This window comes from Aquabacterium sp. (assembly GCF_030652515.1).
GTDB lineage: Bacteria > Pseudomonadota > Gammaproteobacteria > Burkholderiales > Burkholderiaceae_C > Aquabacterium.
This window is the reverse complement of the sequence record NZ_JAUSAR010000196.1, coordinates 1-26,154: the sequence shown is the minus strand read 5'-3', so window position 1 is coordinate 26,154 and position 26,154 is coordinate 1. Positions and strand designations below refer to the sequence as shown.

23 protein-coding genes and 1 other RNA gene are annotated in these 26,154 nt (G+C 63.8%); 14 read left to right on the top strand and 10 right to left on the bottom strand.

Features of this window, described 5'->3' with window-relative positions; genetic code table 11:
- Positions 1-2 precede the first annotated feature (2 nt).
- The 3 genes from Q7V20_RS22225 (at position 3) to Q7V20_RS22215 (ending at position 1,630) form a co-directional block, all read left to right on the top strand.
- Positions 3-359 carry a 4a-hydroxytetrahydrobiopterin dehydratase gene (locus Q7V20_RS22225; RefSeq protein WP_304796027.1) on the top strand — a complete coding sequence of 119 codons (357 nt, stop codon included), beginning with the start codon at positions 3-5 and terminating at the stop codon, positions 357-359.
- Positions 360-421: 62 nt separating this feature from the next.
- Positions 422-1,354, top strand: coding sequence for a ribosome small subunit-dependent GTPase A (rsgA, locus tag Q7V20_RS22220; RefSeq protein ID WP_370652549.1), 933 nt, complete (start codon positions 422-424; stop codon positions 1,352-1,354).
- Positions 1,355-1,360: 6 nt separating this feature from the next.
- The gene (locus Q7V20_RS22215; RefSeq protein ID WP_304796024.1) at positions 1,361-1,630 is read left to right on the top strand and encodes a hypothetical protein; all 270 of its coding nucleotides are present in this window, start codon (positions 1,361-1,363) and stop codon (positions 1,628-1,630) included.
- 9 nt (positions 1,631-1,639) lie between these two features.
- On the opposite strand, the gene Q7V20_RS22210 is transcribed toward Q7V20_RS22215, so the two are convergent.
- On the bottom strand, positions 1,640-2,281 hold the full coding sequence (locus Q7V20_RS22210; protein ID WP_304796022.1) for a TetR/AcrR family transcriptional regulator: 642 nt from the start codon (positions 2,279-2,281) through the stop codon (positions 1,640-1,642).
- A 107-nt stretch (positions 2,282-2,388) separates the two neighbouring features.
- Here Q7V20_RS22210 and Q7V20_RS22205 point away from each other — a divergent pair, with 107 nt between their 5' ends.
- Together Q7V20_RS22205 and Q7V20_RS22200 are read left to right on the top strand one after the other, a co-directional pair.
- Positions 2,389-2,829 (top strand): hotdog fold domain-containing protein, encoded by a 441-nt coding sequence (locus Q7V20_RS22205; protein WP_304796020.1) that lies wholly within the window; start codon positions 2,389-2,391, stop codon positions 2,827-2,829.
- 13 nt (positions 2,830-2,842) lie between these two features.
- Entirely contained in the window at positions 2,843-3,256 is a 414-nt protein-coding gene (locus Q7V20_RS22200; RefSeq protein WP_304796018.1) for a PaaI family thioesterase, read from the top strand.
- 32 nt (positions 3,257-3,288) lie between these two features.
- Here Q7V20_RS22200 and Q7V20_RS22195 read toward each other — a convergent pair whose 3' ends face one another.
- The 6 genes from Q7V20_RS22195 to rpsP form a co-directional block, all read right to left on the bottom strand.
- Positions 3,289-4,284, bottom strand: a complete 996-nt coding sequence (locus Q7V20_RS22195) for a CobD/CbiB family protein (protein ID WP_304796016.1) — start codon at positions 4,282-4,284, stop codon at positions 3,289-3,291.
- A gap of 54 nt (positions 4,285-4,338) precedes the next feature.
- Positions 4,339-5,031, bottom strand: coding sequence for a CoA pyrophosphatase (locus tag Q7V20_RS22190; RefSeq protein ID WP_304796014.1), 693 nt, complete (start codon positions 5,029-5,031; stop codon positions 4,339-4,341).
- A 144-nt stretch (positions 5,032-5,175) separates the two neighbouring features.
- Complete coding sequence (gene rplS, locus Q7V20_RS22185) at positions 5,176-5,529, bottom strand: 50S ribosomal protein L19 (RefSeq protein ID WP_304796012.1); 354 nt, start codon at positions 5,527-5,529, stop codon at positions 5,176-5,178.
- Between the two features lie 79 nt (positions 5,530-5,608).
- Positions 5,609-6,376, bottom strand: coding sequence for a tRNA (guanosine(37)-N1)-methyltransferase TrmD (gene trmD / locus Q7V20_RS22180; protein WP_304796010.1), 768 nt, complete (start codon positions 6,374-6,376; stop codon positions 5,609-5,611).
- A gap of 16 nt (positions 6,377-6,392) precedes the next feature.
- The gene (gene rimM / locus Q7V20_RS22175; RefSeq protein ID WP_304796009.1) at positions 6,393-7,016 is read right to left on the bottom strand and encodes a ribosome maturation factor RimM; all 624 of its coding nucleotides are present in this window, start codon (positions 7,014-7,016) and stop codon (positions 6,393-6,395) included.
- 11 nt (positions 7,017-7,027) lie between these two features.
- Entirely contained in the window at positions 7,028-7,288 is a 261-nt protein-coding gene (gene rpsP / locus Q7V20_RS22170) for a 30S ribosomal protein S16 (RefSeq protein WP_230181851.1), read from the bottom strand.
- 228 nt (positions 7,289-7,516) lie between these two features.
- On the opposite strand from rpsP, the gene Q7V20_RS22165 reads away from it, so the two are divergent.
- The 8 genes from Q7V20_RS22165 to aroB all read left to right on the top strand — a co-directional run bounded on the left by Q7V20_RS22165 (position 7,517) and on the right by aroB (position 18,714).
- Complete coding sequence (locus Q7V20_RS22165) at positions 7,517-7,993, top strand: hypothetical protein (protein WP_304796006.1); 477 nt, start codon at positions 7,517-7,519, stop codon at positions 7,991-7,993.
- Positions 7,994-8,066: 73 nt separating this feature from the next.
- Positions 8,067-9,185, top strand: a complete 1,119-nt coding sequence (locus Q7V20_RS22160; protein ID WP_304796005.1) for an AIR synthase-related protein — start codon at positions 8,067-8,069, stop codon at positions 9,183-9,185.
- Between the two features lie 163 nt (positions 9,186-9,348).
- Positions 9,349-10,038, top strand: a complete 690-nt coding sequence (locus Q7V20_RS22155) for a response regulator transcription factor (protein ID WP_304796003.1) — start codon at positions 9,349-9,351, stop codon at positions 10,036-10,038.
- A gap of 14 nt (positions 10,039-10,052) precedes the next feature.
- The gene (locus Q7V20_RS22150; protein ID WP_304796001.1) at positions 10,053-11,825 is read left to right on the top strand and encodes a hybrid sensor histidine kinase/response regulator; all 1,773 of its coding nucleotides are present in this window, start codon (positions 10,053-10,055) and stop codon (positions 11,823-11,825) included.
- A gap of 53 nt (positions 11,826-11,878) precedes the next feature.
- Complete coding sequence (locus Q7V20_RS22145; protein ID WP_304795999.1) at positions 11,879-15,754, top strand: alpha/beta fold hydrolase; 3,876 nt, start codon at positions 11,879-11,881, stop codon at positions 15,752-15,754.
- Positions 15,755-15,856: 102 nt separating this feature from the next.
- On the top strand, positions 15,857-17,383 hold the full coding sequence (locus tag Q7V20_RS22140) for an alkaline phosphatase D family protein (RefSeq protein ID WP_304795997.1): 1,527 nt from the start codon (positions 15,857-15,859) through the stop codon (positions 17,381-17,383).
- 22 nt (positions 17,384-17,405) lie between these two features.
- An RNA gene (gene ffs / locus Q7V20_RS22135) (signal recognition particle sRNA small type) lies at positions 17,406-17,503 on the top strand.
- Between the two features lie 101 nt (positions 17,504-17,604).
- Positions 17,605-18,714 (top strand): 3-dehydroquinate synthase, encoded by a 1,110-nt coding sequence (aroB, locus tag Q7V20_RS22130; RefSeq protein ID WP_304795995.1) that lies wholly within the window; start codon positions 17,605-17,607, stop codon positions 18,712-18,714.
- Between the two features lie 87 nt (positions 18,715-18,801).
- On the opposite strand, the gene Q7V20_RS22125 is transcribed toward aroB, so the two are convergent.
- Entirely contained in the window at positions 18,802-20,397 is a 1,596-nt protein-coding gene (locus Q7V20_RS22125; RefSeq protein ID WP_304795993.1) for a hypothetical protein, read from the bottom strand.
- Between the two features lie 238 nt (positions 20,398-20,635).
- On the opposite strand from Q7V20_RS22125, the gene Q7V20_RS22120 reads away from it, so the two are divergent.
- Positions 20,636-21,763, top strand: coding sequence for a deoxyguanosinetriphosphate triphosphohydrolase (locus Q7V20_RS22120; RefSeq protein WP_304795991.1), 1,128 nt, complete (start codon positions 20,636-20,638; stop codon positions 21,761-21,763).
- On the opposite strand, the gene Q7V20_RS22115 is transcribed toward Q7V20_RS22120, so the two are convergent.
- The gene (locus Q7V20_RS22115; protein ID WP_304795989.1) at positions 21,764-23,902 is read right to left on the bottom strand and encodes a methyltransferase domain-containing protein; all 2,139 of its coding nucleotides are present in this window, start codon (positions 23,900-23,902) and stop codon (positions 21,764-21,766) included.
- Positions 23,899-25,878: a tetratricopeptide repeat protein gene (locus tag Q7V20_RS22110; RefSeq protein WP_304795987.1), complete on the bottom strand. Its 1,980-nt coding sequence runs from the start codon at positions 25,876-25,878 to the stop codon at positions 23,899-23,901. Before Q7V20_RS22110 ends, Q7V20_RS22115 begins: the two co-directional genes overlap by 4 nt.
- Between the last annotated feature and the right edge of the window lie 276 nt (positions 25,879-26,154).

Sequence of the window (26,154 nt, the reverse complement as noted above, 5' to 3'; positions counted from 1 at the left end):
CCATGAGCACCACCCCGAAGCCTTCCGCTTTGCCCTTGGCCCAGCAACGCTGCGAGCACCGCAGCGGCGCGCCTTTGTCCCCACAGGGCGGCCAGATGATGCTGACCCAGGTGGCCGACTGGTCCATCGACGACAGCGTGCCCGGCGGTGTGCTGCACCGCACCTTCACCTTCAAAGATTTCCACCACACCATGGCCTTCGTGAACGCCGTGGCCTGGATCGCGCACGAACAGGACCACCACCCCGACCTGGCCGTGAGCTACAACCGTTGCACCCTTCGCTGGTCCACCCACTCGGTGGCCGGCCTGTCCCTGAATGATTTCATCTGCGCCGCCCGCGTTGATGCACTGAGCCTATAGCGCCCATGCGATCCCATCAACGCATTTCCACCCGTTCTCCGGCCACCAACAAACGCCACGACATCCCCGAGGGCACCGAGCTTGAAAACGGCCTGGTCGTGTCGACGCATGGCCGCCATTGCTTCGTCGAAACGTCCGACGGCCGCCGCCTGATCTGCCACCCGCGTGGCAAGAAAAGCGAGGTCGTCGTGGGCGACCGCGTCACCTGGCACCTCACGCAAGATGGCTCGGACGAAGGCGTCATCGTCAACATCGAAGAGCGCCGCAACCTGCTCTACCGGCAAGACGAATGGCGCAGCAAATCCTTCGCGGCCAACCTGGATCTGCTGCTGATGTGGATCGCGGTCGAACCCGTGTTCAGCGAAGCGCAGCTCACCCGCGCGCTGATCGCGGCCGAAGTGGCCGGTGTCACGCCCTGCATCGTGCTGAACAAAACCGACCTGCCCGGCACCGAGGTGGCGCGTGAGCGCCTGCTGCCCTACCGCGCCATGGGCTACGAGGTCATCGAGCTGTCGCTCAAGCACCAGGGCGAAGCCGCCAAAGAGATCATCCTGCCCAAGCTGCGCGGCAAAGCCACGCTGGTGCTGGGCCCCTCGGGCGCCGGCAAGAGCACGCTGATCAACACCCTGGCCCCGCATGCGCGCGCCGAGGTGGGCGAAATCTCGCAGGCGCTGAACTCCGGCAAGCACACCACCACGCACTCCACCTGGTACTGGGTGGAAGGCGAAGCCACCAGCGCCGCTGAAAACCGCGCCGCGGTGATCGACTCGCCGGGCTTTCAGGAGTTCGGCCTGCACCACGTCACGCCGGTACAACTGGCGCACCTGATGCCCGACATTGCCAAGCACGCCACCGACTGCCGCTTCACCAACTGCACGCACCGGCAAGAGCCGGGCTGCGGTGTTCAAACCGCGGTGCAGCAAGGTGAGATCAGCGCCATGCGCATCAGCCTGTACACCGCCCTGTTCGATGAACTCAGCCAGACCCGCTGGTGACCTGCCATGCCTTCAGACCAACTCAGCCCTTTGCCCGCCACGTTGGATGCCTTTCGCCAAGGCACCTTGCCTTTGAACACACTGGTCCAGCAATGGCGCAACGCGGCCGAAGGGCACCAGCCCGCGCTACCGCAGCGCTACCGCGACGTGCTGGAGCGCATCCTCACGCAGCTTGAATCCAGCGCACTGTTCTCGGAAGAAAGCTGTTCGTTCAGCCAGACCGACATCGTCAACGCCTTGGGCGACTGGCTGACCAAGGCCCGAGCCTTGGGCTGATCCCCTCGCTCAGGCCACAGGGCGGGCCACCGAACACCAGGCCGCCTCGGCCAGCATGTCGCGGTACTGCTGCGGCGAGGTCTTGACCCGCCCCGACAACCAGGCGCGGCAGTAGTTCTCGGCCTGCCCAATGATCAGGGACATCAACAACTCGGCAGGCCACTCGCGCAGGCCCGCCTGCCGTTCCGGCTCGGCAAACCAGGCCACCAGCGCCTTGCCGCGAAGGCGATTGCGCTGGCGCAGCTCCTGGCCATGCGGCCCCTTGGCCACGCTGGCGCGCGCCTGGAACATGAAGCGCGCCAGCTCCGGCTGCGCCGTCACCCAGTCCACATAGGCATGCACCAACGCCACCACGCCTTCGCGCAGGCTGGTGGCCTGAGAAAAAGCCTCGTCCGTCAACACCGCATGGGCGTCCATCGCGCTGAAGAACAGCGCGGCCACGAGCCCCTCCTTGCTGCCGAAGTGGTGGTACAGGTTGCCCACGCTGGCATCACAGCGCTCCTTGAGCATGTCGATGGTGGTGGGCTCGATGCCGTGCTCGTTGAAGCAGGCCAAGGCGCCCAGCAGGATGCGGCGTTTCAATTGGGCACGCGCGCCCGGGTAGGCCTGCTCCAGCACGGCATTCAAGGCGGGGTTCAGGGCAACAGGCATCGGCAGACTCGCAAGGCTTTCATCAGGCATGCATTTGACACCGAATAATATTCCAGAATATTATTCTGCAAACAGTTTTTGACCGTCACATCACCCGGAGACCCTTCATGAGCCAACTTCTCGACCTGTACAAAAGCGCTGGCGCCGACCAGTTCACCGCCGCTGTCTGCCAGTTCGCGCCTTACTTCAGCACCATCACGCCGCAGTTCACCGACCTGCAGCCGAACCGCGCCGAGGCCACCGTGCCCTTTCGCCGCGAAATCACCAACCACTTGGGCACCGTCCACGCGATCGCGCTGTGCAACGCGGCCGAATTGGTGGCCGGCACCATGACCGACGCCTCCATCCCCGCGGGCGCCCGCTGGATCCCCAAGGGCATGACGGTGCAATACCTGGCCAAGGCCAAGACCGATGTGCGCGCCGTGGCCGATGGCAGCCAGGTGGCCTGGCACCAGCCTGGCGACCACGAAGTGCCGGTCGACATTTTCGATGCGCAGGGCACCAGGGTGTTCCACGCCCGCATCACCATGAACATCAAGATCGACTGACCAGGGCCACACCATGACCGACATGCTTGCCATGGGCCGCCGGGTGCTGGCCATGCAGGGCTTCAGCCAGTTGCTGGGCACCGAACTGATCGCCTACGGGCTTGAGGAAGGCGTGGTCTTGCGCCTGGCCTTGCGCGACGAGTTGCGCCAGCAAAACGGCTTCGCGCATGGCGGCGTGATCAGCTACCTGGCCGACAACGCGCTGACCTTTGCCGGCGGCACCAGCCTGGGCCCGGCCGTGTTGACATCAGAGTACAAGATCAACTACCTGCGCCCCGGCGTGGGCACGGCACTGCTGGCAAGGGCCACGGTGATCTACGCGGGGAAAACATCGGCCACCTGCCGCTGCGATGTTTTCAGCGTGCTGGACGATGGCAGCGAGAAGCTTTGCGCCACCGCGCAAGGCACGATCGCCAAAGTGGGCTGAAACCAAGCCCAAGCTGAGCGTGAGCGCCCAGGTCAGCCGATCAGGTTGGCCAGGGACAGCAGGGCCAGCAGCAGCATCCACAACACCACCGACCGCCAGATCAGGGCCACCACGCTGCGCAAATGCGCCATCTGGGGTGGCACGCCAGACGTGCTGCCGGCCGAAGAGGTGGTATCCGGGTCATCGCCACCGCTGAGCGTGCGGCTCACGTCCAGGGTTTCCGAGGCGGCGGGTGGCGCCTTGCCCCCCAGACGCACGCCCACGGCACCGGACGCCGCCGCGAGGATCGTGCCCTCATTGCTGCTGATCCACAGCTTGGCATGTCGGCGCCAGGCCTCGACCGCTTCTTCGAAGTTACCGACCACGGCAAAGCCAAAGGCCGTCAAGCGCGCGGGCACATGGTCCAGCCACGAGAACAGCTTTTGCGACAGGTTCATCAGCCCGTCGTGCGTGGGCGCACCCGTTACATGGCTCTTGTAGGCCCAGTAACGGCTGGTGAACTCGGCCATGCGGTACAACACCGCACCCATCGGCCCCAGGCCGAGCGTGGACAAGGCCACGAACCAGAAAAACACGCCGAACACATGGCGATGCGCCGCGAGCAGCGAATGCTCGATCACATGGCGCAGCAACTCGGCACGGGGCAACTCGCTGGCATCCACGTGGCGCCATTCGGCCAGCAACTCGCGAGCGCGGTCCTCGCGGCCGTTGTCCAGGGCATCGCGGATGGCGGTGAAATGGTGGCTGAACTGGCGAAAACCCAGCGTGGTGTACAGCACGGCCACGTCCCACACCAGCGCCAGCACCGTGCTGTAGCGGTTGAGCAGCACATACACCAAGCCCAGCGCCAGGGCCGGGCCCAGCACCGTGATCGCCCAGACCACCTTGGAGTGCGAAGGCGCGCCCGCGTCAAAATTGCGCCCAGTCCAGAGCACCCAGCGCGTCAGGCTGTGGTGAATGGGATTGCGGTTCGGCAAGGGCTTGAGCTGTTCGATCAACAAGGCGAACAGCACGGCGAAGAAACTCATGCGGCGATCATAGCGGTGCGCCCGTGCAGCAATGTAAAAAAGCCTGGGCTGGCGCTACGCCACCAGGAATCGGTACAGATTTCGCAACATCGCGGCGGTGGCGCCCCAGATGAAATACGGTTCTTCGGCCAGGGTGGATGACCATGGCATGGCCAGAAGCTCAATGGGTGCGCCAGCCACGATGAGCAAGCGGCGCTGGTGGTGGGCCGGGTTCATCAAAAAGGCCAGAGGCACTTCGAAAATCTCATCCACCTCGCCCGGCTGGCGCTCCAGCTTGAGCAGTTCGTCGTCCAGATCCCAGGGCTGCAGCAGGCCCACCACCGGGGTCACCACAAAACCAGAATTGGTGGTGTAGGTGGGCAGGCTGCCCAGCACCTCGACCCGCTCAGGGTGCAGGCCGACCTCTTCGTGGGCCTCGCGCAAGGCCGTGTTCACCGGCGTGATGTCGGCGGGCTCATGCCGCCCTCCCGGAAAGCTGATCTGGCCGCCATGCGCTTTCAGGTGCATGGATCGCTGGGTCAACAGCACGGTGGGCTCCGGGCGCATCACCAAAGGGATCAGCACCGCCGCGGGCCTGGGGCTGGTGGCGTTGAACCACCGCTCAACCTCCACATCAGGCGTCCATTCTGGCGGATGCTTGAAGCGCTGGCGCAAGGCGTGCGCGGTCAGGCTCGCAGCGCCCACGGCCGGCAGATGCTGGTCGTATCCGAGCACTTCAGTGGCTTGAGGGTCAAACGGCAGAACCATGACGGACAGTTTGAAAAGCAAAAAACCGCCTGAGCGTGAGCAACAGGCGGTTGATGGGAGTCGCTGGGATTAAGCCAGCTTTTAGTGAAACCTGGCATGCCCGCTTCGCAGGCACCGCGACTTGCAGCCGCGGCTTCACTTCGTTCAGGCCAGCTTTTCCTTGATCCGAGCCGACTTGCCGCTGCGTTGACGCAGGTAGTACAGCTTGGCACGGCGGACATCGCCGCGGCGCTTGACTTCGATCGAAGCGATCAGAGGGCTGTACAGCTGGAACGTGCGTTCCACGCCTTCGCCGCTGGAGATCTTGCGCACGATGAAGCCGCTGTTCAGGCCGCGGTTGCGACGGGCAATCACGACACCTTCGTAGGCCTGCACGCGCTTGCGGGTACCTTCAACGACGTTCACGTTCACCACCACGGTGTCGCCAGGGGCGAACACGGGGATGGTCTTGTTCAGGCGAGCAATTTCTTCTTGCTCAAGCTGCTGGATCAGATCCATGGATAACTCCTAAGTGATCGTGTCTGCGCACAGTCGCCAGCGTGGCGGGCCAGATAGAGGATCGGGGAAAAGACCGCGATTATAGCAGTAAAGTTTTAAGAAAGCGCTCATCTTCTTTGCTGAGCGCGCCAGACTGGCGGGCAATCTCGATCAACTCCGGCCTTCGGCGGGCCGTGATGGTCAATTGTTGCTCGCGCCGCCACTTGGCGATGTGGGCGTGGTGGCCCGACATCAGGGTTGGCGGCACGGCCATTTCAACCCCCTCCACCGTCAGCACTTCAGGGCGGCTGTAATGCGGGCAATCCAGCAAACCGTCCGAAAAACTGTCTTGCTGGTGCGAGGCCGCGTCGTTCAGCACGCCGGGCTGCAAACGCGCCACGGCATCGATCAGGGTCAGGGCAGGCAGTTCGCCGCCCGACAACACGTAGTCGCCCAGGCTGATTTCCTCGTCCACATGGGCTTCGATGAAGCGTTGGTCGATGCCCTCGTAGCGGCCGCACAGCAACACGGCGCCAGGGCTTTGCGCCAGGGACTGCACGCGGGACTGGGTCAAGGGCCGACCGGCCGGACTGAACAGGATCACGGGCAATGGCTGCTGCAGACCTTGCGCGGCCTGATCCGCCTGGATGGCGCTCAAGGCTTTGGTCAAGGGCTCGACCAACATGACCATGCCGGGGCCGCCGCCATAAGCCCGGTCGTCCACCCGACGGTAGGTGTCTTCCGCGAAATCACGCAGCGGCCACAGGCGCACATCGACCGACTTGTTTTCAAACGCGCGGCGCGTCACGCCCACCGACTGGAAGGGCGCGAACAATTCGGGGAACAGGGTGATGACGTCAAAGCGCACGAACGTGCCGCCTTGTTCAGTAGTCCAGGCCCCAATCGGCCACGATGCGCTTGTCAGCCAGGCTGACGCTGTCGATGTAGGCCGACACGAAAGGGATGAGGCGCTCGGTGTTGGCTTCGTCAACGCAACGCAGCACACTGTGAGCACCGGTGTCGATCAGGTCGGCCACAGTGCCCAGGACTTCGTCCTGGCGGTTCACCACGGTCAGGCCCAGGAGGTCGATCCAGTAGAACTCGTCGGAATCGGGCGTGGGGAAGGCTGAGCGCGACACGAACACGCGGGCGCCGCGCAAAACCTCTGCGCCATTGCGATCGGTGATGCCGTCGGCGGTGGCGACGATGGTGTCGCCTTGCTCGCGGGCATTCTTGATCTTCAGGGTGCGGGGCGCACTCAGGCGTGCCACAGCGGGGGCTGCAGACTTCGCAACAGGGCGCACAGCAACGCCCGGCTGAACCTCAGCAGGGCGCAAAAACCAGCGCTTGGTGCAGAACAGGGCCTGGGGGTCACCCGAAAAAGGCTGGACTTTGAATCCACCCTGGATGCCCCAGGCCTCGCCGATGCGCGCGACTTCCACCGCGTCCTCAGGCCAGGCGACTTCATCGTCCAGCCCCAGGGAGGGCGCAGCCACGCGATCGTTCATGCCATCAAGACTCAAGCAGCCGCGACGGCCTTGGTCTTGGCTTCGCGGAACAGGCGTTCCACGGTGGGCGACACTTGTGCGCCGTGGCTCACCCAGTGTTCCACGCGGTCAAAAGCGACGCGCAGCGACTCGGCTTGACCGGAAGCCACGGGGTTGTAGAAACCCACGCGCTCCAGGAAGCGGCCGTCACGGCGGTTGCGCTTTTCAGCGGCAACGATGTTGAAAAAGGGGCGCTTCTTGGAGCCACCGCGAGCAAGTCGAATCACGACCATGATGTGTCCTTCAAATGAATTGGGCGGCTGCCTTTCCCGGGAGACACTCGGGGTCCGGCGACCTGTCGGCCGGCTTGGGGCTTTTTGCCTTGGGCCGACACCTGATCGTTCCAGCACATTTAGATACGCGCCCCGCCTGGCAGCAAACCGCCCGGCAAAACACATGCTGGAAAACCGCGCATTATAGTCCGAGCAATTCGTTTTGTGCGCATTCAATGGCGCAACCCCATGAGCAACACCACCGCCAACGTCCAAAATTACAAGTCCAAGACCCTGGCCACCTGGGTCACCCTGATCGGCGGCCCGCTGGGACTGCACCGCTTTTACCTCCACGGGTTTGGCGATTGGTGGGGCTGGTTGCACCCGATTCCGACCCTGTTGGGGGTGCTGGGCCTTCAGCGTGTTGAAGAAATCGGGCAGGACGACAAGCTGGCCTGGCTGCTCATTCCCATCCTGGGCTTCATGGTGGCTTACACGATGCTGCAAGCCATTTTCTACGGTCTGATGGCCGATGAAAAATGGCACGCGCGCTTCAACCCGGCCTTGCGCGAAGACCCGAATGCCCCCGCCAGTGGCTGGGCGGCGGTGGTGGCGGTGGTGCTGGCGCTGCTGCTGGGTGCCACCGTGCTGATGGCCACCATCGCGTTCTCTGGCCAGCGTTACTTCGAGTACCAGGTCGACGAGGCCCTGAAGATCAGCCAGTGACCGAACCGAGTTCATGACGCAAGTGCAGGCAAGTGCCGGATAATCGCGCTTTTGCCTTTCCCATCGCTGCGCCATGACTGCTGAAAATCCGTCCACCCCCCTCACCTACGACCAGGCCGGCGTCAACTACGACCTGATCGACCCGCTGAAGGTGGCCGCGCAACGGGCCGCCGCGCAAACAGGCGCGCACCTGGCCAGCCATGGCTTCAGCGAAGTGGGTGCCTCGCGCGGCGAATCGGCCTATGTGGTCGATGTGGGCCCGATGTACTTGGCGAGCATCGTCGAATGCCTGGGCACCAAGACCCTGGTGGCCGACGACATGGCCAAGCTCACTGGCAAAAGTTATTACGACGGCATCGCGCAGGACACCATCGCCATGGCGGTGAATGACCTGATCACCGTGGGTGCCACGCCTTTGGTGGTGCAAGCCTATTGGGCTGCTGGCGGCTCCGACTGGTTTGGCGACAAGGTGCGCGCCAATGCCCTGGTGGCCGGTTGGAAGAAGGCCTGCGACGTCTGCAACGTGGCCTGGGGCGGCGGCGAAACCCCTGCGCTGGCCGGCATCGTGGCCGATGGCCGGGTCGACCTGGCCGCGTCCTGCACCGGCATCATCAGCCCCAAGACCCGCCTGTCGGTGGGCGACAAGATGGGGCCTGGCGACGCGATCGTGCTGCTGGCCTCCAGCGGCATCCACGCCAATGGCTTGTCACTGGCGCGCAAGCTCGCCGAGCGTCTGCCCCAGGGATACCTGACCGAGATCACGCCCGGCGTGACCTATGGCGAGGCCCTGCTGGCCCCCACGGTGCTGTACTCGCCCGTGACCGAGGCCTTGGCCGCGGCGGGCATCAACCCGCACTACTGCGCCAACGTCACGGGCCATGGCTGGCGCAAGCTGTTGCGCCACCCCAAGCAGTTGACTTACCGCATCACGCAGGTGCCCACGGTCACGCCCGTGCTGGCTTTCATGCAGCGCGAATGCCAACTGGATGATCAAGAGGCTTATGGCACCCTGAACATGGGCGCCGGCTTTGCGCTGTACGTGGCGGCGGGCGATGCCCAACGCGTGGTTGAGATCTCGAAAAGCCTGGGCATTGACGCGATCATCGCGGGCCGGGTCGAAGCCGGTCCCAAGCAGGTCGTGATCGAGCCTTTGAACGTGGTTTACGGGGCGGATGAGCTGCAATTGCGCTGATCAGGCCCAAGGCTAAACTGAGGTTTAGGCCCTTTTTTGCGCGATGCACCTCGTTACCATTTGTCCAACGGATTGTTCAAACGCTGTCCGTTCACGACAATTAAAGGCATTTGCTCAGGGAACGTCATGGGTCTGCCGCTAGCCGGTTGGAGAAGTTGCAGCCGTGCGTGTATTGATCATTGACGACCATCCTCTCTTCCGAGAGGGTTTGCAGAGTCTGCTGCTCTCGCTGGATGCCCACAACCACGTGGTCCAGGCAGCGAGGGTGGCAGATGCTTGCAAGCACCCCGCCGATGGGTTTGACCTGGTCCTGCTGGACCTGAACCTGCCCGGCCAGAGCCGGCTGGACGCCTTGCGCGAAGTCCGCCAATGGTTCGAATCCGCCTCGGTGGTGATCATCTCTGCCGACGATGAGCTGGACACCATCCACGCCTGCATCCAGGCGGGTGCCTCCGGCTTCATCCCCAAAGACACCGACTCCGACGTGACCATCGAGGCCCTGCGCATTGTGCTGGCCCAGGGCATTTACCTGCCCCCCAAGGCCGTGGCCACGCCGCCCTCCAGTCACGACTCAAGTTCGGCGCCAGGTGCGGCCGTGCCACCTCCCACGGTCAGCTTCAGCGACCGGCAACTGGCCGTGCTGCGCAGCCTGCTGCAAGGCAAGTCCAACAAAGTCATCGCCCGCGACATCGGCATCGCCGAAGGCACGGTCAAGGCGCACCTGTGGGCCGTCTACCAAACGCTGGGCGTGAGCAGCCGCGCACAGGCCATGTACAAGGCCCACGAACTGGGTCTACTGCGGCAACTGGACACCTTGCAACGCCCCGCCCCTCGCAAAAAGCGCGACTGGTGACGATGAGTGCAGGCGTGCAAACCCCCACCAATGCGCCGCTGAGCCCACCGCATTCAGCGGTGCACGAGGTGCTCAGCCTGGTGGCCCGCCAAGTGGGCTTGATACCGTGGCCCGTGTTCCTGGTCGCGGCCCTGATCGCATCCATTGCCATGCGCAGCTACCCAGGCTGGCTGGTGATCGGATGGCTGCTGATGGTCGCGGGCGTGCTGACCCTGCGCTGGCGGCTGCTGACGTTTCCCGCCGACGATGCCGACGACCAAGCTTTGGTCCCCGCGCTGCGCAAAGCCATCGTTCTGAGCGGTGTCAACGGCCTCACCCACGCGATGTGCGTGTTCTTCTTTCCGCTCATGACCGAGCTGGAAAGGTCGGTGCTCACCATGCTGCTGGCAGGCTTGTCCAGTGGCGCGGTGGGCAGCACGTCCGGGCACCCTGCGATCTACTCGGCCTATGCCGGGCCGGTCATGGGCGGACTGGCATTGGCGTGGCTGATCGTGCCCTCCAACGCGCAACAGGGCTGGCTGGGCACCTCGATGTCGGTGCTGATCGTGATGTACCTGCTGGTCCTGATGTCACTGGCTCGCGGCAACTACCAATCCCTGCAGCGGGCCGTGGGCCTGCGCCAGAAAGCCTTCCAGCTCAACCGTGAACTGCGTGGCGCGTTGGAGGTCGCCGAACATGCCAACATCGCCAAGACGCGCTTCCTGGCCTCCGCCAGCCATGACTTGCGCCAGCCCCTGCACACCCTGACGCTGTTCAGCGCCGCCTTGAACACCGAGAACCTGTCGGATCGCGCCCAGGACATCGTGGGCCACATGAACACCGCCATCCGGGCGCTGGGCGAACAACTGTCGGGCTTGCTCGACCTGTCCAAGCTGGACGCCGGCATCATCCAGACCCAGGCCTGCGCCATGCACCTGGCGCCCTTGCTCAAGCAGCTGCACCACGAGTTCACGCCCCTGGCCCACAGCAAAGGCCTGCGCTTGGTGCTGACCTGCCCCGAATCGCTGGGCGTTCACTCTGACGGCGTGCACCTCAGCCGGGTGGTGCGCAATCTGCTGGACAACGCCATCAAATACTGCGATGCCGGCACGGTCTGGCTGGGCGCCGAGGCCCTGCCCGGGCAGGATGGGCTGCCCGACCGGGTGCTCATCAAGGTGCGCGACACCGGCCGAGGCATTCCATCCGAACACCACCGCCAAGTGTTCGAAGAATTCTTCCAGCTGGACAACCCCGAGCGCGACCGTACCAAAGGCCTGGGGCTGGGCCTGTCGATCGTGCAAAGGCTGTCTCAACTGCTGGACATCCGGATCTCCCTGGAATCAGAAATCGGCGTGGGCACCCAGGTGACCTTGAGCATGGGCGCAGCCACATCGGCGCTGCCCCCAACACCGGCGCCTGAAGAGCCGGAAGCGTCCATGCCGATGTGCCACATGCTGGTCATTGACGACGAGACCGAAGTGCGCGCAGCCATGAAAGCCTTGCTGACCTCGCGGGGTTGCCGCGTCACCCTGGCCGCCAGCACGGACGAGGCCATCCGCTTGGCCGCCGAAGACCCGCCCGACATCGCCCTGGTGGACTTCCGACTGCGCGCCGAAGAAAACGGCATCAAGGCCATCCGCAAGCTCAGGCAACTGCAGCCCAGCCTGCCCGCCCTGCTGGTGAGCGGCGACACCGCGCCCGACCGCTTGAGGGAAGCCCAGGAAGAAGGCTTGCTTTTGCTGCACAAACCGGTGTCCGCCGACACCTTGCTTCAAGCCATTCGGCTGGCGCTTGAGGAAGAAAACTGAGCATGCCCCCAGACGCTGCCGAACATCTTTTTTCCATGGGATTGGAATCACTGATGGCCAGGCAAGAGGGCATCAGGCTTGAGCGGGCCAAATCCTCGGCAGAACGATTTGATTGCGATGTCCTGATCGTGGGCAGTGGCTATGGCGCCGCCGTGACCGCCGACGCCCTGGCTGGCGTGCTTGATGGCCACACCGGCCAAGCCAGTCGGGTGTGGGTGCTGGAGCGCGGCCAGCCCTACGCGCAAGGCAGTTTTCCCGCTCGGTTGGCCGAACTGCCTGGCCACGTGCGATTCACCGCACCCGACAGCACCACGGCACAAGGGATGCGCACCGGCTTGTTCGACGTGCGCGTGGGGCCCGATGTGTGCGCCGTGGTGGCCAACGGCCTGGGTGGCGGCTCACTGATCAATGCCGGTGTGATGGCCATGCCTGAGCCCCAGGTGTTCGAGCAGGCCGCGTGGCCGGATGCCTTGCGCCAAGACACTGCCTTGCTGCGCGATCTGGCACAAGGTTTATCCACCCGGCTGGGCGCGCAGCCCTGCCCCACCGACCAGCCCAGGCTGGCCAAGCACGCCGCGCTCGAAGCGTTGGCCGACGCATCGCCCGCCCATGGCGGCACGTTCAAATCGGTGCCCATCACCGTGGACTGGTCAAGCTGCCAACGCTGCGGTGATTGCGCCACGGGCTGCAACCACAACGCCAAACGATCACTGGACAAGACCTTGCTGGCCTCGGCTCGGCGGCGGGGCGCGACCTTGGTCACCGGTGCCAGCGTGCAGCGTTTGGAGGCCCTGTCCAATGGGGGGTGGCGGGTCTGGATCGAACACACCAACCCCTTGTTCGCGGCGCAAACTGACCAGGCGTTCACCGTTCGCGCCAGGCGGGTCGTGCTGGCCGCAGGCACGTTCGGCTCCACCGAAATCCTCATGCGCTCACGGGCCCATGGCCTGCCAACCTCAGGCCGCCTGGGCGAGCACTTTTCAAGCAACGGCGATGTGCTCGCCGCCGTGTACGGGCAGGCCTCGCCGGTCAATGCCGTGGCTGATGAGCACCAAGCCCCTGGTGAACGCGAGGTGGGCCCCACCATCACCGCGATGGTCGATCTGCGCCAGGCCTCCCATGCCGGACAAACCACGGCGCCGGGCCTGGGCCACGTTGTTCAGGAACTGGCCGTGCCCGGGCCCCTCAAGCGGCTGTTCGCAGAACTGTTCACCACCGCCAAGGCCCTGCACGACCTTGACCGTTTCGACCTGACCCGCCACCAGCCGGACGACGACGACCCCCTGGTGCTGCTGGACCAGCAACTCAGGCACACCCAGGTGCTGGCGATCATTGGTCACGACAGTGCCAACGGCCACCTGCGCCCGCCCGACCTCATCGACTGGGAAGACCCGAGCCGTGGCGAAGGGCTGCTCACTGTGTCCTGGCCCGAGTTGCAGGAAGACCCACGGCCCGACCAGCAACTGGCGGCGCTGCGCCAATGGTGCGAGGCCAATGCCCGGCCCGGTCAGGTGCTCCCCATGCCTTTGTGGCAGCCCTTGCCCGCCAGCATGCGCGCCTTGACCGGCGATCAAAAAGGCCCGGCCGTGAGCACCCACCCGCTCGGCGGCTGTGCCATGGGAGATTCGGGCACCCATGGCGTGGTCAACCACCTCGGCCAGGTCTTCCAGGGGCAGGGCACCGAGGTGCACCCGGACCTTGTCGTGCTGGACGGCTCGATCATTCCCACCTCACTGGGCATCAACCCCGCCTTGACCATCGCCGCCGTGGCACAACGGGCCATCGATCGGCTGCGCGTGCTCTGGCTACTGACCGAGGCAGACCTCACGCCACCAGCCCCCGTGACCGCCCCGCGCGTCTACCGTCAGCCATCAACCTTGTACGGCAGCGCCGCGCGCCAACGAACCCCCACGACCATTGATGTCACCGAGCAACTGCATGGTTGGGTGAACCCCGGGGACTGGACACACGCCCCCTGGCCCAAAGGACACCGCCTGGCCTTGAGGCTGACCTTGCGCTTTCAGCCGGTGGAAGCCTTGTCCCTGCTCAAGCCGCATCCCGATGCCCGCACCCTGCGCCTGGACCCGCAGCACAGCCGACTGGAATTTGCCCTGATCGCCAGCCAGGCGTCGCGCGTGGCATCGGCCTTCGAATGGGGCCAGGTGGTCTTGACGGCCCCTTTGGCGGGCCAGTTGCGTTTCATGCACCGCGAGGCCTCGGGGGCCTGGCAACGCACGGCACGCGCGGGTTGGGCCTGGCTCATCAACCGCGGCCTGCGAGACACCGTGCTCCACCTGTTGGGCCGCGACCCGCCGTCCTCATCAACCCTCCAACTGAGCACAGTCGATCGCCTGCGCGGGCTGCTTCAACTGGCCACCCGGGCCGGTGAGGTGCGCCGCTTTGACTACCGCTTGCGCACACTCGAAGCCACAACGCAAAGCCAGGCCCCCTGGGTTCTGCAGCTCCAGCAGGCCTGGCAAGGCCAAGACCTGGCCGGCCACAAGCGTCTGACCTATTCGCGGCGTGGCAACCCCTGGGCTCAATTGATGAGCATGCGCCTGACCCAGCACCCGGGGCGCCCCGTCTGGTCCAACGCCGACATCCCCATGCAGGTGAACCTGTCGTACTTCGCAGAGCAAGGCGTGCCCTTGCTGCGATTGCTGCGCTTCGACACCATGCCGGATGCCCTGGCCGACCTGGGCAGCCTGGCGGCCTGGGTCTCGCGCGTGCTGCTGCACACCCACGTGTGGACCTTTCGCAAGCCCGACGCGCCCCCGCCGCGCCAGGCCCATCGGCTGCCCGGCGCCATCCCTGACCTACCCCCGCCAGAGATCATCGAGCTGGACATGGGCCCGCCCACCGTGCGCATCCGGCTCACACGCTACGCCCGACACCAAGGCCGTCCGGTGCTGATGATCCACGGCTACAGCGCCAGTGGCACCACCTTTGCCCACCCGGCTGTGCGCCCCAACCTGGCCGAGACCCTGTGGAAGCAAGGCCATGACGTGTGGATCCTGGACATGCGCACCAGCCCCGGCATGCCCACGTCGAGCCAACCCTGGAGCTTCGAGGAAGTCGCCTACAACGACATCCCTGAAGCGGTGGACCACATCGCGCGCGCCACCGGCCACGCCCAGATCGACATCGTGGCCCACTGCATGGGCTCGGCGATGCTGTGGATGGCCTTGCTCGGCGACCTGCCAGCGCACGCCACACCCACGGATGCCCGGCCCGCCTTGCGCGCAGCGCTCAAGGGCCGCATCCGCCGACTGGTCATCTCGCAGGTCGCCCCCAAGGTGGCCTTCAGCCCAGCCAATGTGATGCGGGCCTACCTGGCCCGCTACCTGCGCCAGTTCATGCCTTTGGGCCGCTTCGAGTTCCGCCCCGAGCACCCCACCCTGGCCGACACCTTGCTGGACCGCCTGCTGGCCTCACAGGCCTACCCCGACGCGGAATACAGCATGGAGAACCCGTTCTGGCCGCCCTGGCGCCAAGCCAGTTGGATCGGCACACGGCACCGCATGGACGCGCTGTATGGCCGCGATTTCAACGCCCTGAACCTGTCGGCGGGCATGCTGGACGCCATTGACGACCACTTCGGCCCCATGAACCTGGCCTCAGTCAGCCAGGCCATCCACTTCGCCCGCTGGCGTTGCCTGACCGACCAGCAAGGCAACCCCATCTACGTGACGCCCGCCCGCATGGCCGCCGCGTTCACCTTTCCCTGCCTGTACGTGCATGGCGAGGAAAACGGCCTGTCCGACATCACCGGCATGCACCTGTTCCGGGATTTTGTGGACAGCCTGGGGCCGGCATTTGCCGAACGCCTGGTCTGCGCCCCCATTCCCGGCTATGGACATCAAGACTGCCTGATCGGAAAACGGGCACATCACGACGTTTTTCCACACATCACACGCTTCTTGCATTGAGCAAGCTCACCGGGTTGTTGTCGTTGTGATGTTGATATGCAAAAAATCACCCCTCGGGGTTCAGGGAGGCTGGGCTGCTCAACGCCGGGCCATGGTCCGTTCATGGTGCTGCACCAGGCCGAAAGCGATGTCGTGCGGGTTGGCCTGGGCGCCGCGCCCGGCGAATGCCATCCTACTTTCGCGGTGCTGGTGGCCCCCGCGCAGCCCGGTTCGGACCGTTGGCACATCCACGCCTGGCGCTGGCCAGCCAACCACGCCACCGTGCATTTTTTCGACATCCCCGACGGCTGGCTGCAAGCCCATGACCGCTGTGCCGCACTGCTGCTGACCGATCCATCCAGCGCACCGGGCTGCATGCCCGAGCTGGATCACCCCGGCATCAGCGAAGAGATTCACCGCCACCTGGAAGGCGGGCGCTTTCAAGACCTGGCACAGCTGAACCTGCTCGCGGCCCGCCGCACGCGGTGGCCGGCTCAGCACCGCGTGCCCAAAGCACAACGCATCCACATCGCCGTGGCCAGTTGCCAATACGCCAGCGGCATGATTGATGGCCAGCCACGTGGCGGCCAGTGGGCGCCCGGGCCGGCCGACCTGTCTTACCACCGCCTGGGCCAATGGCAAAAGCACAGCCCCCTGGATGCCATCCTGCTGGTCGGAGACCAGGTCTACAGCGATGCCACGGCGGGCCTGTTCGACCCGACCGCGGTGGATGACCGCTACCACGGCCCCTACCGGCACTGGTTGTCCCGCCCGGTGGTGCGCCAGGCCCTGGCGGGCCCCATGGTTCACGCCCTGCCGGACGACCACGAGTTCCATGACAACTGGTCGCCCATCGGGCCGCTGCACACCCGGTTTGGCGAGAATAACCATGTCCGGCAAAGCGGCCTGGCCGCCTACTTTGCCCATTTGAGGGGCCACTCCGTCCACCAGACCGCGCCACCTGTCTGGTACCACTTCCAGCAAGGCCCCCTGGCCTGCTTCATGATGGACACGCGCACGGAGCGCGAACGTCGGCAGGCACGCACCCTGGGCCAGGCCCGCATCATGTCCAGCGCACAAAGGCAGGCCTTGGATGCTTGGCTGGCAACACACGCTGGCACCTGGACGCCCAAGGTGGTGGCCGGGCCCTCCATGGTGCTGCCTCGCCGACACACCAGCCTGGCCGACGAGGCCGGCGCCCTCCAGTCTGATGCCTGGGACGGCTACCCCGCCGCCCTGCACGACCTGCTCGCCCGGCTGTGGCAACTCCAGGCCAGGCACGTGGTGTTCGCGTCGGGCGACGAACACCTGGGCTGCGTATGCCAGATCACCATCAGTTGCCCAGAGGCCCCGGAGCGGGACGTCACCGCCTGGTCCGTGCATTGCCCGGCCCTGTATGCGCCTTTCCCCTTCGCCAACTCGCGGCGCGAAGACTTCGTGCCCCGCGAGTCGTTTTCCCTGCGCACGCCCTTGGCAGGTACCCAACTGGTCTGCCACGTCGACACCTGGTACCCACGCCCGGGCGATGGGTTTGGCGTGCTGGGCTTCCAATGCCAGCAGGGGCGCTGGCAAGGGCAGGTGAGCTTTGTCCAGCACGATCTGACGGCAGGACTCCCCCACTCGCCAGAGGTCTGCCGCACCCTGTTCTGAGACCTCGTTTACAATGGTCAGTGACGGGCCTCCCCGCATGGGGGCGCGGCCAACCGGGTCAGATTGGGAACGAAGCAGCCCTAACCGTTTGCCTCCAGTGCCGGGGTAAGGCTCGTCACCCTTTTCTTTTGATTGATGCCCCCTGCGTCGCGGCCGGGACCGCTGGGAACTCCACCCACTCTTGCGCGGGCTTGGGGCCCTTGTTGGGACCCCAAGCGCTCATGGCATCGACCTCCTCCAGCTCGCCTTCCACCACCACCGTCGCCATCGACCTGGGTGACCGCAGCTACGACATCCTGATCGGCGAAGGCCTGCTCGGCCAGCCCGGCACCTACGCTGGCTTGCCCAAATCGGCCACGGCCCTGATCGTCACCAACACCACCGTGGGGCCGCTTTACACGGCCAAGCTGACGCAAGCCCTGCGGGCCCACCACAAGCGCGTGCTGTCGGTCGAACTGCCCGATGGCGAAGAGTTCAAAGACTGGCCCTCGCTGAACCAAGTCTTCACCACCCTGCTCGAACAGGCCTGCGACCGCAAGACGGTGCTGTACGCCCTGGGCGGCGGCGTGGTGGGTGACATGACGGGTTTTGCGGCCGCCTGCTACATGCGAGGCGTGCCCTTTGTGCAGGTGCCCACCACCTTGCTGGCCCAGGTCGATTCCAGCGTGGGCGGCAAAACCGCCATCAACCACCCGGTGGGCAAGAACATGATCGGGGCCTTCTACCAGCCCCAGCGCGTGATCTGCGACATCGACACGCTCGACACCCTGGCGCAAAGCGAGTTGCTCGCCGGCCTGGCCGAGGTCATCAAATACGGCCCCATCGCCGATGCCGAATTTCTGACCTGGCTGGAAGACAACCTGGACGCCCTGCTGGCGCGCGACCGCGCTGCCCTGCGCCACGCCATCCGCCGCTCGTGCGAGATCAAGGCTTGGGTGGTGGGCCACGACGAGAAAGAAGCCGGCCTGCGCGCCATCCTCAACTTTGGCCACACCTTCGGCCACGCCATCGAGGCCGGACTGGGCTATGGCGAGTGGCTGCACGGTGAAGCCGTGGGTTGCGGCATGGTGATGGCCGCCGACCTGTCCAGCCGCCTGGGCCTGATCGACCAGGCCACGTCCCTGCGCATCAAGGCCCTGATCGAACGCACTGGCTTGCCCGTGGTTGGCCCCGCCCTGGGCTTTGAACGCTACCTGGAATTGATGAGCGTGGACAAGAAAGCCGAAGACGGTGAGATCCGCTTCGTGGTGATCGATCAGTTGGGCAAGGCCAGCATGCGCCCCGCGCCCGATGCCATCGTGCGCGAAGTCATCGCCGCGCACACCGCCTGATCGACCTGTGAAGTAAGGCCGCAGGGCTGAAGCCTCGCACTCGATCAAAGGTGTTCAAATTGATAAGAGGCCGCCAAGCCTCTCTCGTCAAAGTGCAAAGTTAGTGCCGCTGCTCCATGGTCCGTTGCCATAGCTGTTATAGCCTTGGACGTACCATGTGTAGACACCCGATGTCAGCGTGGCGCCTACGATCCTACACAAACCGACTCCACCTTCGCATCCCGCTTGCGTTGCGGTATAGCTGCTGACGCTTCCATTAACATTGATGCGATAGTCGCTTGCGCCGGGGATGGCTTTCCAAACATAGGCTGGTGTTGAAGAAGTAACGGGACTGATTGGCTCCGGCAGGGCTGGTGGTGCGCTGCCGAACAAGCCTGACACGCCCACTGGAATTTGAATTGCCGCCGTTGTGCCGTTACCCAGTTGCCCCCCATTGGCGCCCCAGCATTGCACGCCATCTTGAACCAAGGCGCAGGCACTTGTTCCGCCCATGGATACGGCGCTAGCGCTTCCAGGTAAGCCCAGAACGGCCGTGGGCGTGGACTTGTTGGTGTTGTCGCTTCCGAGACCCAGTTGCCGATTGTTGTTCAAGCCCCAACACCGCACTTCACCCGAAGCCAGAACTGCGCAGCTGCTGTTGGCCTGAGCAGTGATCTTTGCCAACGAAATCACTCCGCTCGCAAGGCCGGTAGCTGTGGTTGGTGTAGGAACACTCGTTGCTGGCGCGGTTCCCACTTGTCCATAACTGTTTGCGCCCCAACACTTCACCTCACCTGCGGAGGTGAGGGCACAGGTATGCCATTGCCCTGCAGACATGGCGACAACATTGCTCACTCCGCTAACGTCCGTTCTCAGGGTGGCAGGGTTTGGGGTGGCAAAACCAAGTTGTCCGTAGTTGTTGTTGCCCCAACATTTAACTGTTTGCGCGATTGTCCAGGCACAGGTATGTTGATTTCCGGCCATGACGCCAACAACGCCTGTCAGACCGGGGACATCAACGGGAGTCATTGATTCGATCGTGTTACCCGTACCATACTGGTAGACGTTGTTTTTGCCCCAACATTTGACGGTCCCGTTTGACAGCGAGGCACAGGTATGAGCGGAGCCTACTGCTATAGAAGTCGCGCCTGAAAGGCCGGTAACCGTGACAGGTGTTGGGACAGGGGCAGAGGTGCTTTTGGTGCCATTTCCCAATTGACCAACGTCATTGCCCCCCCAGCATTTGACAGTACCGTTGGCAGTCAGGATTGCGCAAGCGTGGTTGGGACCGGTGAAGACAGCGCTGACCCCGCTGGTCAAGCCAGTGGCGTCCACAGGGACGCTGGAAGTGGCCATAGTGCCATTGCCCAACAGCCCAGGTGTAATGCCCCAACACTTAACACCGCCTGCAGACGTCAATGCGCAGTTGTATTGATAGCCGGACGACACAGCGATTGGCATGGCGGCCCTGGAGCCGGTGGAACACATGGCCAGTGCCATGACCAGCAACGCGTGTCTGACCGATAGGCGAACAGGGGCGCGAACGAGTGATTGATTAGCCATGGCTTCCTCCCTTGAGTTTCTGTAGATCTGGGCAAACTCTACAACGTTGCTATTTGCGTTGGCAACAGGGGATTGCGTATTTGCGTTGCTTAGATACCCTGGCTTGCAATTCAGGCCTTGATGGGCTTTAGTCTCGGTCACTTGGGCACAAGTTGATGTGAAGTCCTTGGTGCTGCTGGCAAGTCCCCTCAAACTGGCATCAGGCAGCTATGCCCTTGACATGCCCGGTGTGTCATGCTCACACCGTGACTCGGGCCATGTTCAAAAGTACTTGCGATCCGATCAGGGTGGCACTGGACGCTGCGCAGATGCGAGAGGCTCAAGGATTCACGCACAAAGACACTAAGATTTGACATCTTGGCTCTCACATCAAAAACTCATGTGGTTAGCGCCTTACGCCTCTCACCCTGACCAGTCCAAAGGTCGGCGACACGCGGAAGCTCCTGCGCCGACGCGCAACGACTACCAGCGCGACCGCGACCGCATCGTGCACAGCACGGCCTTCCGGCGCCTGGTCTACAAAACGCAGGTCTTCCTGAACCACGAAGGTGACCTGTTCCGCACACGCCTGACGCATTCGCTGGAAGTGGCGCAACTGGGCCGCTCCATCGCGCGGGCCTTGGGCCTGAACGAAGACCTGGTCGAGGCCATCGCGCTGGCGCATGACTTGGGCCACACGCCCTTTGGCCACGCGGGCCAGGACACGCTCAACGAGTGCATGAGCACTTATGGCGGCTTTGAACACAACCTGCAGTCGCTACGCGTGATTGATGAGCTGGAAGAGCGCTACCCCGCCTTCAACGGATTGAACCTGAGCTTTGAAACCCGCGAAGGCGTGCTCAAGCATTGCACACGCAAGAATGCCGAACTGATGGAAGCGCGCGAGCTCCATGGCGTGGGCCACCGGTTTCTGCAGGGCACGCAGCCCAGCCTGGAAGCCCAGCTGTGCAACCTGGCCGACGAGATCGCCTACAACGCCCACGACATCGACGATGGCGTGCGCTCCGGCTTGATCACCATGGAGCAGCTGGAAGACGTGCCCTTGTTCACGCGCTTTCGCGACGAGACCTTGTCGGAGTTCCCGCAGGTGAAAGGACGGCGCTTGCTGTTCGACACCATCCGCCGCATGCTCTCGCAGCAGGTCTACGACGTGATCGACGCCACACGCGACGCCATCACCGAACACGCGCCGAGTTCCGCCGACGCGGCGCGTTTGTGCCCGTCGCTGGTGCGTTTCAGCCACCCGATGCGGGAAGCCAGCACGCAGCTCAAGCGCTTCCTGTTCAAGGAGCTGTACCGGCATCCACAGGTCAACGAGACCACGGTCCGCGCCAAGCGGGTGATTGCCGAGTTGTTCGCGGCCTATGCCCAACATCCCGGCGAGATGCCTGTGGACCACGCTCAGCGCGAGGACAAGCACCGCGCGGTGGCCGACTACATCGCCGGCATGACCGACCGATTCGCCATCCGCGAGCACGAGCGGCTCACGGGGCAGCGCTTGTTCTGATCAGGCCGCCAGGTCCTTGGACCCAGCATCCACGGCCCTGAACTTTTGCACCAATGCCTCGACCACCGCCAGCGTGGGCTCGGCACTGAGAATCTCGGCGATCTGACGAATGGCCTCTTCCGGCAAAGTCCACCATTGCAGCCTCAGCAGGGCGGCCCGGATGGGCTCGTCGAACCGGAACTTGAGGTGCTTGGCCGGATTGCCACCCACGATCTCATAGGGCGCGACATCCTTGACGACCTGGGCATTGGCGGCAATCACCGCCCCATCCCCGATGGTGATGCCCGACATGATGGTGCTCCCATGGCCAATCCACACATCGTTGCCAATGACCACATCCCCATTGGTGGCAGGATGTCCCTTGATGCCTTGGCCGCCGAGCTCGTCGGGATACAAGTGTCCAAAGGGATAAGTGGTCGCCCAGTCGGTTCGGTGATTACCACCCAGGAAAATGGTCACGGACGAAGCGATGGAACAAAAGCTGCCGATGTCCAGCGAAGCGCTATCGCCCCACTCACGCACGGAAAGGTGCTCCATGCCATAGGTGAAACGGCCAATGCAGACATCGCTGCGCCCCACTTTGTCGCGCAGGCCCGTCTTGTTGACAATGTGCTTCTTGCCTGCTTGATGCAGCACCAAGCCCGGTCTTGAATCGACTGCCGCGATGGCATCGGTCGGCAAGTCGTCGGGCAGGCAGAAGTCGGCCCGCATGACGCGTGCTGTGGTGCGCTCCTTCATCGTGGTCTCGACTTTGGTCAGCACCACACGCATGAAAGCGGCCTTGTCTTTGGCGCACTCCTGGAGCTTGTCGTCAAGGTAGCCGAACTGCTCGACAGTGAATCGATGCTCAAACCAACCCAGGTACCAGAACCAGTCGGTGTAGTACAACCAAGACTTCTCGTTCAGAGCGCGAAGGTGGGTGGGATCCTGCCAGGCCGTCGCCGCGTGCTCGTAGGGGACCTCCAGCAAGAACTTGCCCCCAGTCTTCAGCAACTTCAGGCAATTGCCCATCAGCTCGGGTAAGTCCGGCACATGCTCCAGCACATTGTTGGCGTAGATCAGGTCGGCACCACCCGCTTGAAGACAGAGCGGGCCGCCATACGAGGTCGTGACCCTGACCGGCCAGGTCACGGGCCGCCCCAGGTCCAGCACCAGGTCGGGCTGCGCGCGGTCCAGCACGTCGATGTTCAGCCAGCCAGGCTTGTAATCCTTGCCCGAACCCAGGTTGATCCGGGTCGGTTGCCAATCATCGTGCGATCGCGCCAGTTGGTGCGTGCGGCCATAACCGGCGGCAAAGGCCAGCAAGTCGGCGTAGGCCTCGATGGGGTCGGCATCCTGGAAGTTCACCAGGCACTGGATGGCCTGCTCGTAGAACTCGGGGGAGCGGAACTGCTCGGCAAAATAGGTGTCAAGGTTGGCCTCGTCCAGCCAGATCACGCTGTCTTCAAACGCGGCGTGCGGCCGTGTTTGTGGGGTTCGCTCGGAGATCACCGGCGTGCCCACTGACAGGCAGTGCGATACACGTGCCTGTTCGAACCGGCTGCTGGCGTAGAAGTGCGCGTTGAACACGGCCTTGGACTGAACAATCAACTGATCGCGCTCAGGTCCATAGAGCGGGCTGTCAAACAAGCTGACTTTCACCCCCTGGGCCTCAATGCGGCTGATCATGGCCCGGCGACGCTCGTTCATGCTGCCGATGAAGAGCAGGTCAATCGGGCGGTCTTCCAGTGGCAAGAATTCGACCTGCGACAAATAGGGTGCGTACAAGAATGGCACCAAAGGCACGTCATCAGCGTTTGAGGCGTAAGCAGCGACGTTGTCCGCGTCGTAGTCCACCACGGCTGAGCCGGACAGCAACTGCAGGTAGTCGCGCGATACGGCCGCACCGCCTTGCCCCAGTTGCTCCAGGTTCACAAAGATGCAGCTGTAGCGCTGACGCAGCGAAGCGTCGAAGCCCAGGTGTGCACCAAAGATGAAGTTGACCGCGTCATGCCGCAAACGGTTCTTGGCCAGGCTCACCTGGGCGCCCATGCGGCGGAACTGGTGGCGGAAATAGCGCGCCTGGTCCAGGAAACCCAGCGAATGCACATAGCCACTCGGTTGCACGATGCACAGGTGGATGTGGGGGAGCTGGGTCATGATGCGGTTCCGTCTTCAATGAGGGCGATGTGATCGCAGGGTTGGCCTTGCGACCAACGCTCGGCCATGGCCCACAGCAAGCGGCCGAAATCGCGTGTGTAGCTGTGGCTGTCAAACAGTGGCGCAGTCTCGCGCGCCTGAACCAAGTGGTCCCGAATGGCTTGACGCCGAGCAGCGTCGGTGGCCAGTTGCATCACCTTGGCCTCGTAGTCGGCCAGGTTGGTGGTGATCAGCTCGGGCAAGCCCACGTCGTTCAACAAGCTGGCGGCCACGCGCGACGCGAAGGTATGGCCGGCATAGGTCACCAAAGGCACGCCCGCCCACAAGGCATCGCTGGCGGTGGTGTGCGCATTGCAAGGCCAGGTGTCGATGAACACATCGGCCAGCGCAAGGCGGCTCATGTGCTCCTTGGCCCCTACCCTGGGCGCGAAGAACAGGCGGCTGGCGTCTACACCACGCGCCTCAGCTTCAGCGCGCAGTTGAGCAGGCGACTGGTCGTTCCACTGCAGCAGCCAAAGCACCGAGCCAGGCAGCTGGCGCAGCATGCGGCACCAGACATCGAACACCTCGGGTGACAGTTTGAAGGGCTGATTGAAGCCGCACAGCACCAAGGCATCCTGCGGCAACCCCACTTCTTCGCGGGTGCAAGGCTGTGGCTTGGCACGCTGGCGATCGTTGGGCTGGTAGCAGCGTGGCATCAGGGCCAGCTTCTCGCTGTAGTTGTTCGCGTGCTCCAGGGGCGACACGATGGCATCGCCAATGAAGTAGTCCATGTAGTCGGCGCCCGTCGTGCCGGGAAAGCCCAGGAAGCTGGCCTGCACTGGCGCGGCCCGATGGCCAAAGATACCCAGGCGGCTGCCGCGAGTGTGCCCCTTCAGGTCAACCAACACCTCGATGCCATCCTCGCGGACCACCTGCGCAACCTGCTTGTCGCTCAATGCCTCGACCTTGACAAACTTGGCACAAGCCAGCTTGAGCCGCTCACGCATGGGGCTGCCATCTTCCGGGCCATGGGAGTACATGGTGACTTCAAAGCGGGAATCTGCGTGCAACTGCTCAAACACCTCCGCCATCAGGATGGCGGTGGCATGTTGGTGGAAATCGGCCGACACAAAACCCACGCGGAGACGTTCGCCGAGCGCACGGGGCGCCAAAGGCGCGAGTGGCTCTGCCAGGCGGGCCTGGAAGCGCGCACACGAGCGAGCGACGCGAAGGTGCTCTTGCGCATCGTCCGTGACCGTGACATGCGCGAACACCGAAGCCCAGGCCACTGAATCAGCTGGCAGCTTGGCGGCCAAGCCGCGAAGGACCGCCAGGTCGGTCCTGGCATGCTGCCAGGAGCAGATTTCTCGCTCGATGAAGGTCAACAGGCCTTGCGCGGCCAGATCGCCCGGCCCCATGCCCAAGGTCAGCGCCGTGCGAAAGCATTCGATGGCTTCCTGCTTGAGCCCGAGCGCATTGAATGACAGCCCAAGCCGGTAGTGAGACAGGACGTGGTCGATGTCCAGCCCCAAGCCCGCGAACAAGGCACTGATGGCCTGCTCATACTGACTGGCGTTGAACAAGGATTCGCCCAGCAGCTGGTAATAGCGGGCCGAACGCGTCACATGTTCAGGCAGCTTCTGCATCAACACCACGCTCTCGACATGGCGGTTCTGCAGGTTCAGGCACTCACAGGCGATCTCAAGGGCAAGGACATTGTCCGGCTCCAGGTCGACCACCTTCATCGCCGTGAGCTGAGCGTGCTTGGTGTCGCCATTCTTCATCTGGGCCCGCGCCAGGTTCAGCAGGTACAGCGCATCCTGGGGTTGCCCTTTCACCGCCTTGTCGAAGGCGACTTGCGCCTTGGACCAGTCGCCAGACTTGGCGTATTTCACACCCGACTCCCAATTTTGCTGGGCCAACCTCAAGACCTGGGCGCGCGCGCCGTTATGAGCCTTGTTCGGAGTTTTGACGGGTTTCTGGTGAATAGCCATGAACCGCAGTCTAGAAAGAATGCCTGGAAAGCAGATTTGGAGTTGGCAGCCGCAAAGCGCTTTTTTCACCAGATCTAAATGTTCCTAGACCCTTTCAAAAAAAAACTCAAGTCCCTGCAAGCACGTTCCGATAACTAAACCAACGGCCTTCACATCATTAAGTAAGTGGGCACGTGGTCCGGTTAGCCGGCCGATGGTTCTGGTGGCCAAGCCACTTGGGCAATGCGGTTGACTAGCGTCGGGCAGGCGAGCTGCAGTAGCTGTATCGCTGCACCA

Coding starts and splice junctions, on each gene's coding strand:
- Q7V20_RS22225 (WP_304796027.1), top strand. CDS start 3: ATGAGCACCACCCCGAAGCCTTCCGCTTTGCCCTTGGCCCAGCAACGC.
- Q7V20_RS22215 (WP_304796024.1), top strand. CDS start 1,361: ATGCCTTCAGACCAACTCAGCCCTTTGCCCGCCACGTTGGATGCCTTT.
- Q7V20_RS22210 (WP_304796022.1), bottom strand. CDS start 2,281: ATGCCTGTTGCCCTGAACCCCGCCTTGAATGCCGTGCTGGAGCAGGCC.
- Q7V20_RS22205 (WP_304796020.1), top strand. CDS start 2,389: ATGAGCCAACTTCTCGACCTGTACAAAAGCGCTGGCGCCGACCAGTTC.
- Q7V20_RS22200 (WP_304796018.1), top strand. CDS start 2,843: ATGACCGACATGCTTGCCATGGGCCGCCGGGTGCTGGCCATGCAGGGC.
- Q7V20_RS22195 (WP_304796016.1), bottom strand. CDS start 4,284: ATGAGTTTCTTCGCCGTGCTGTTCGCCTTGTTGATCGAACAGCTCAAG.
- Q7V20_RS22190 (WP_304796014.1), bottom strand. CDS start 5,031: ATGGTTCTGCCGTTTGACCCTCAAGCCACTGAAGTGCTCGGATACGAC.
- rplS (WP_304796012.1), bottom strand. CDS start 5,529: ATGGATCTGATCCAGCAGCTTGAGCAAGAAGAAATTGCTCGCCTGAAC.
- rimM (WP_304796009.1), bottom strand. CDS start 7,016: ATGAACGATCGCGTGGCTGCGCCCTCCCTGGGGCTGGACGATGAAGTC.
- rpsP (WP_230181851.1), bottom strand. CDS start 7,288: ATGGTCGTGATTCGACTTGCTCGCGGTGGCTCCAAGAAGCGCCCCTTT.
- Q7V20_RS22165 (WP_304796006.1), top strand. CDS start 7,517: ATGAGCAACACCACCGCCAACGTCCAAAATTACAAGTCCAAGACCCTG.
- Q7V20_RS22160 (WP_304796005.1), top strand. CDS start 8,067: ATGACTGCTGAAAATCCGTCCACCCCCCTCACCTACGACCAGGCCGGC.
- Q7V20_RS22145 (WP_304795999.1), top strand. CDS start 11,879: ATGGCCAGGCAAGAGGGCATCAGGCTTGAGCGGGCCAAATCCTCGGCA.
- Q7V20_RS22140 (WP_304795997.1), top strand. CDS start 15,857: ATGGTGCTGCACCAGGCCGAAAGCGATGTCGTGCGGGTTGGCCTGGGC.
- aroB (WP_304795995.1), top strand. CDS start 17,605: ATGGCATCGACCTCCTCCAGCTCGCCTTCCACCACCACCGTCGCCATC.
- Q7V20_RS22120 (WP_304795991.1), top strand. CDS start 20,636: ATGTGGTTAGCGCCTTACGCCTCTCACCCTGACCAGTCCAAAGGTCGG.
- Q7V20_RS22115 (WP_304795989.1), bottom strand. CDS start 23,902: ATGACCCAGCTCCCCCACATCCACCTGTGCATCGTGCAACCGAGTGGC.
- Q7V20_RS22110 (WP_304795987.1), bottom strand. CDS start 25,878: ATGGCTATTCACCAGAAACCCGTCAAAACTCCGAACAAGGCTCATAAC.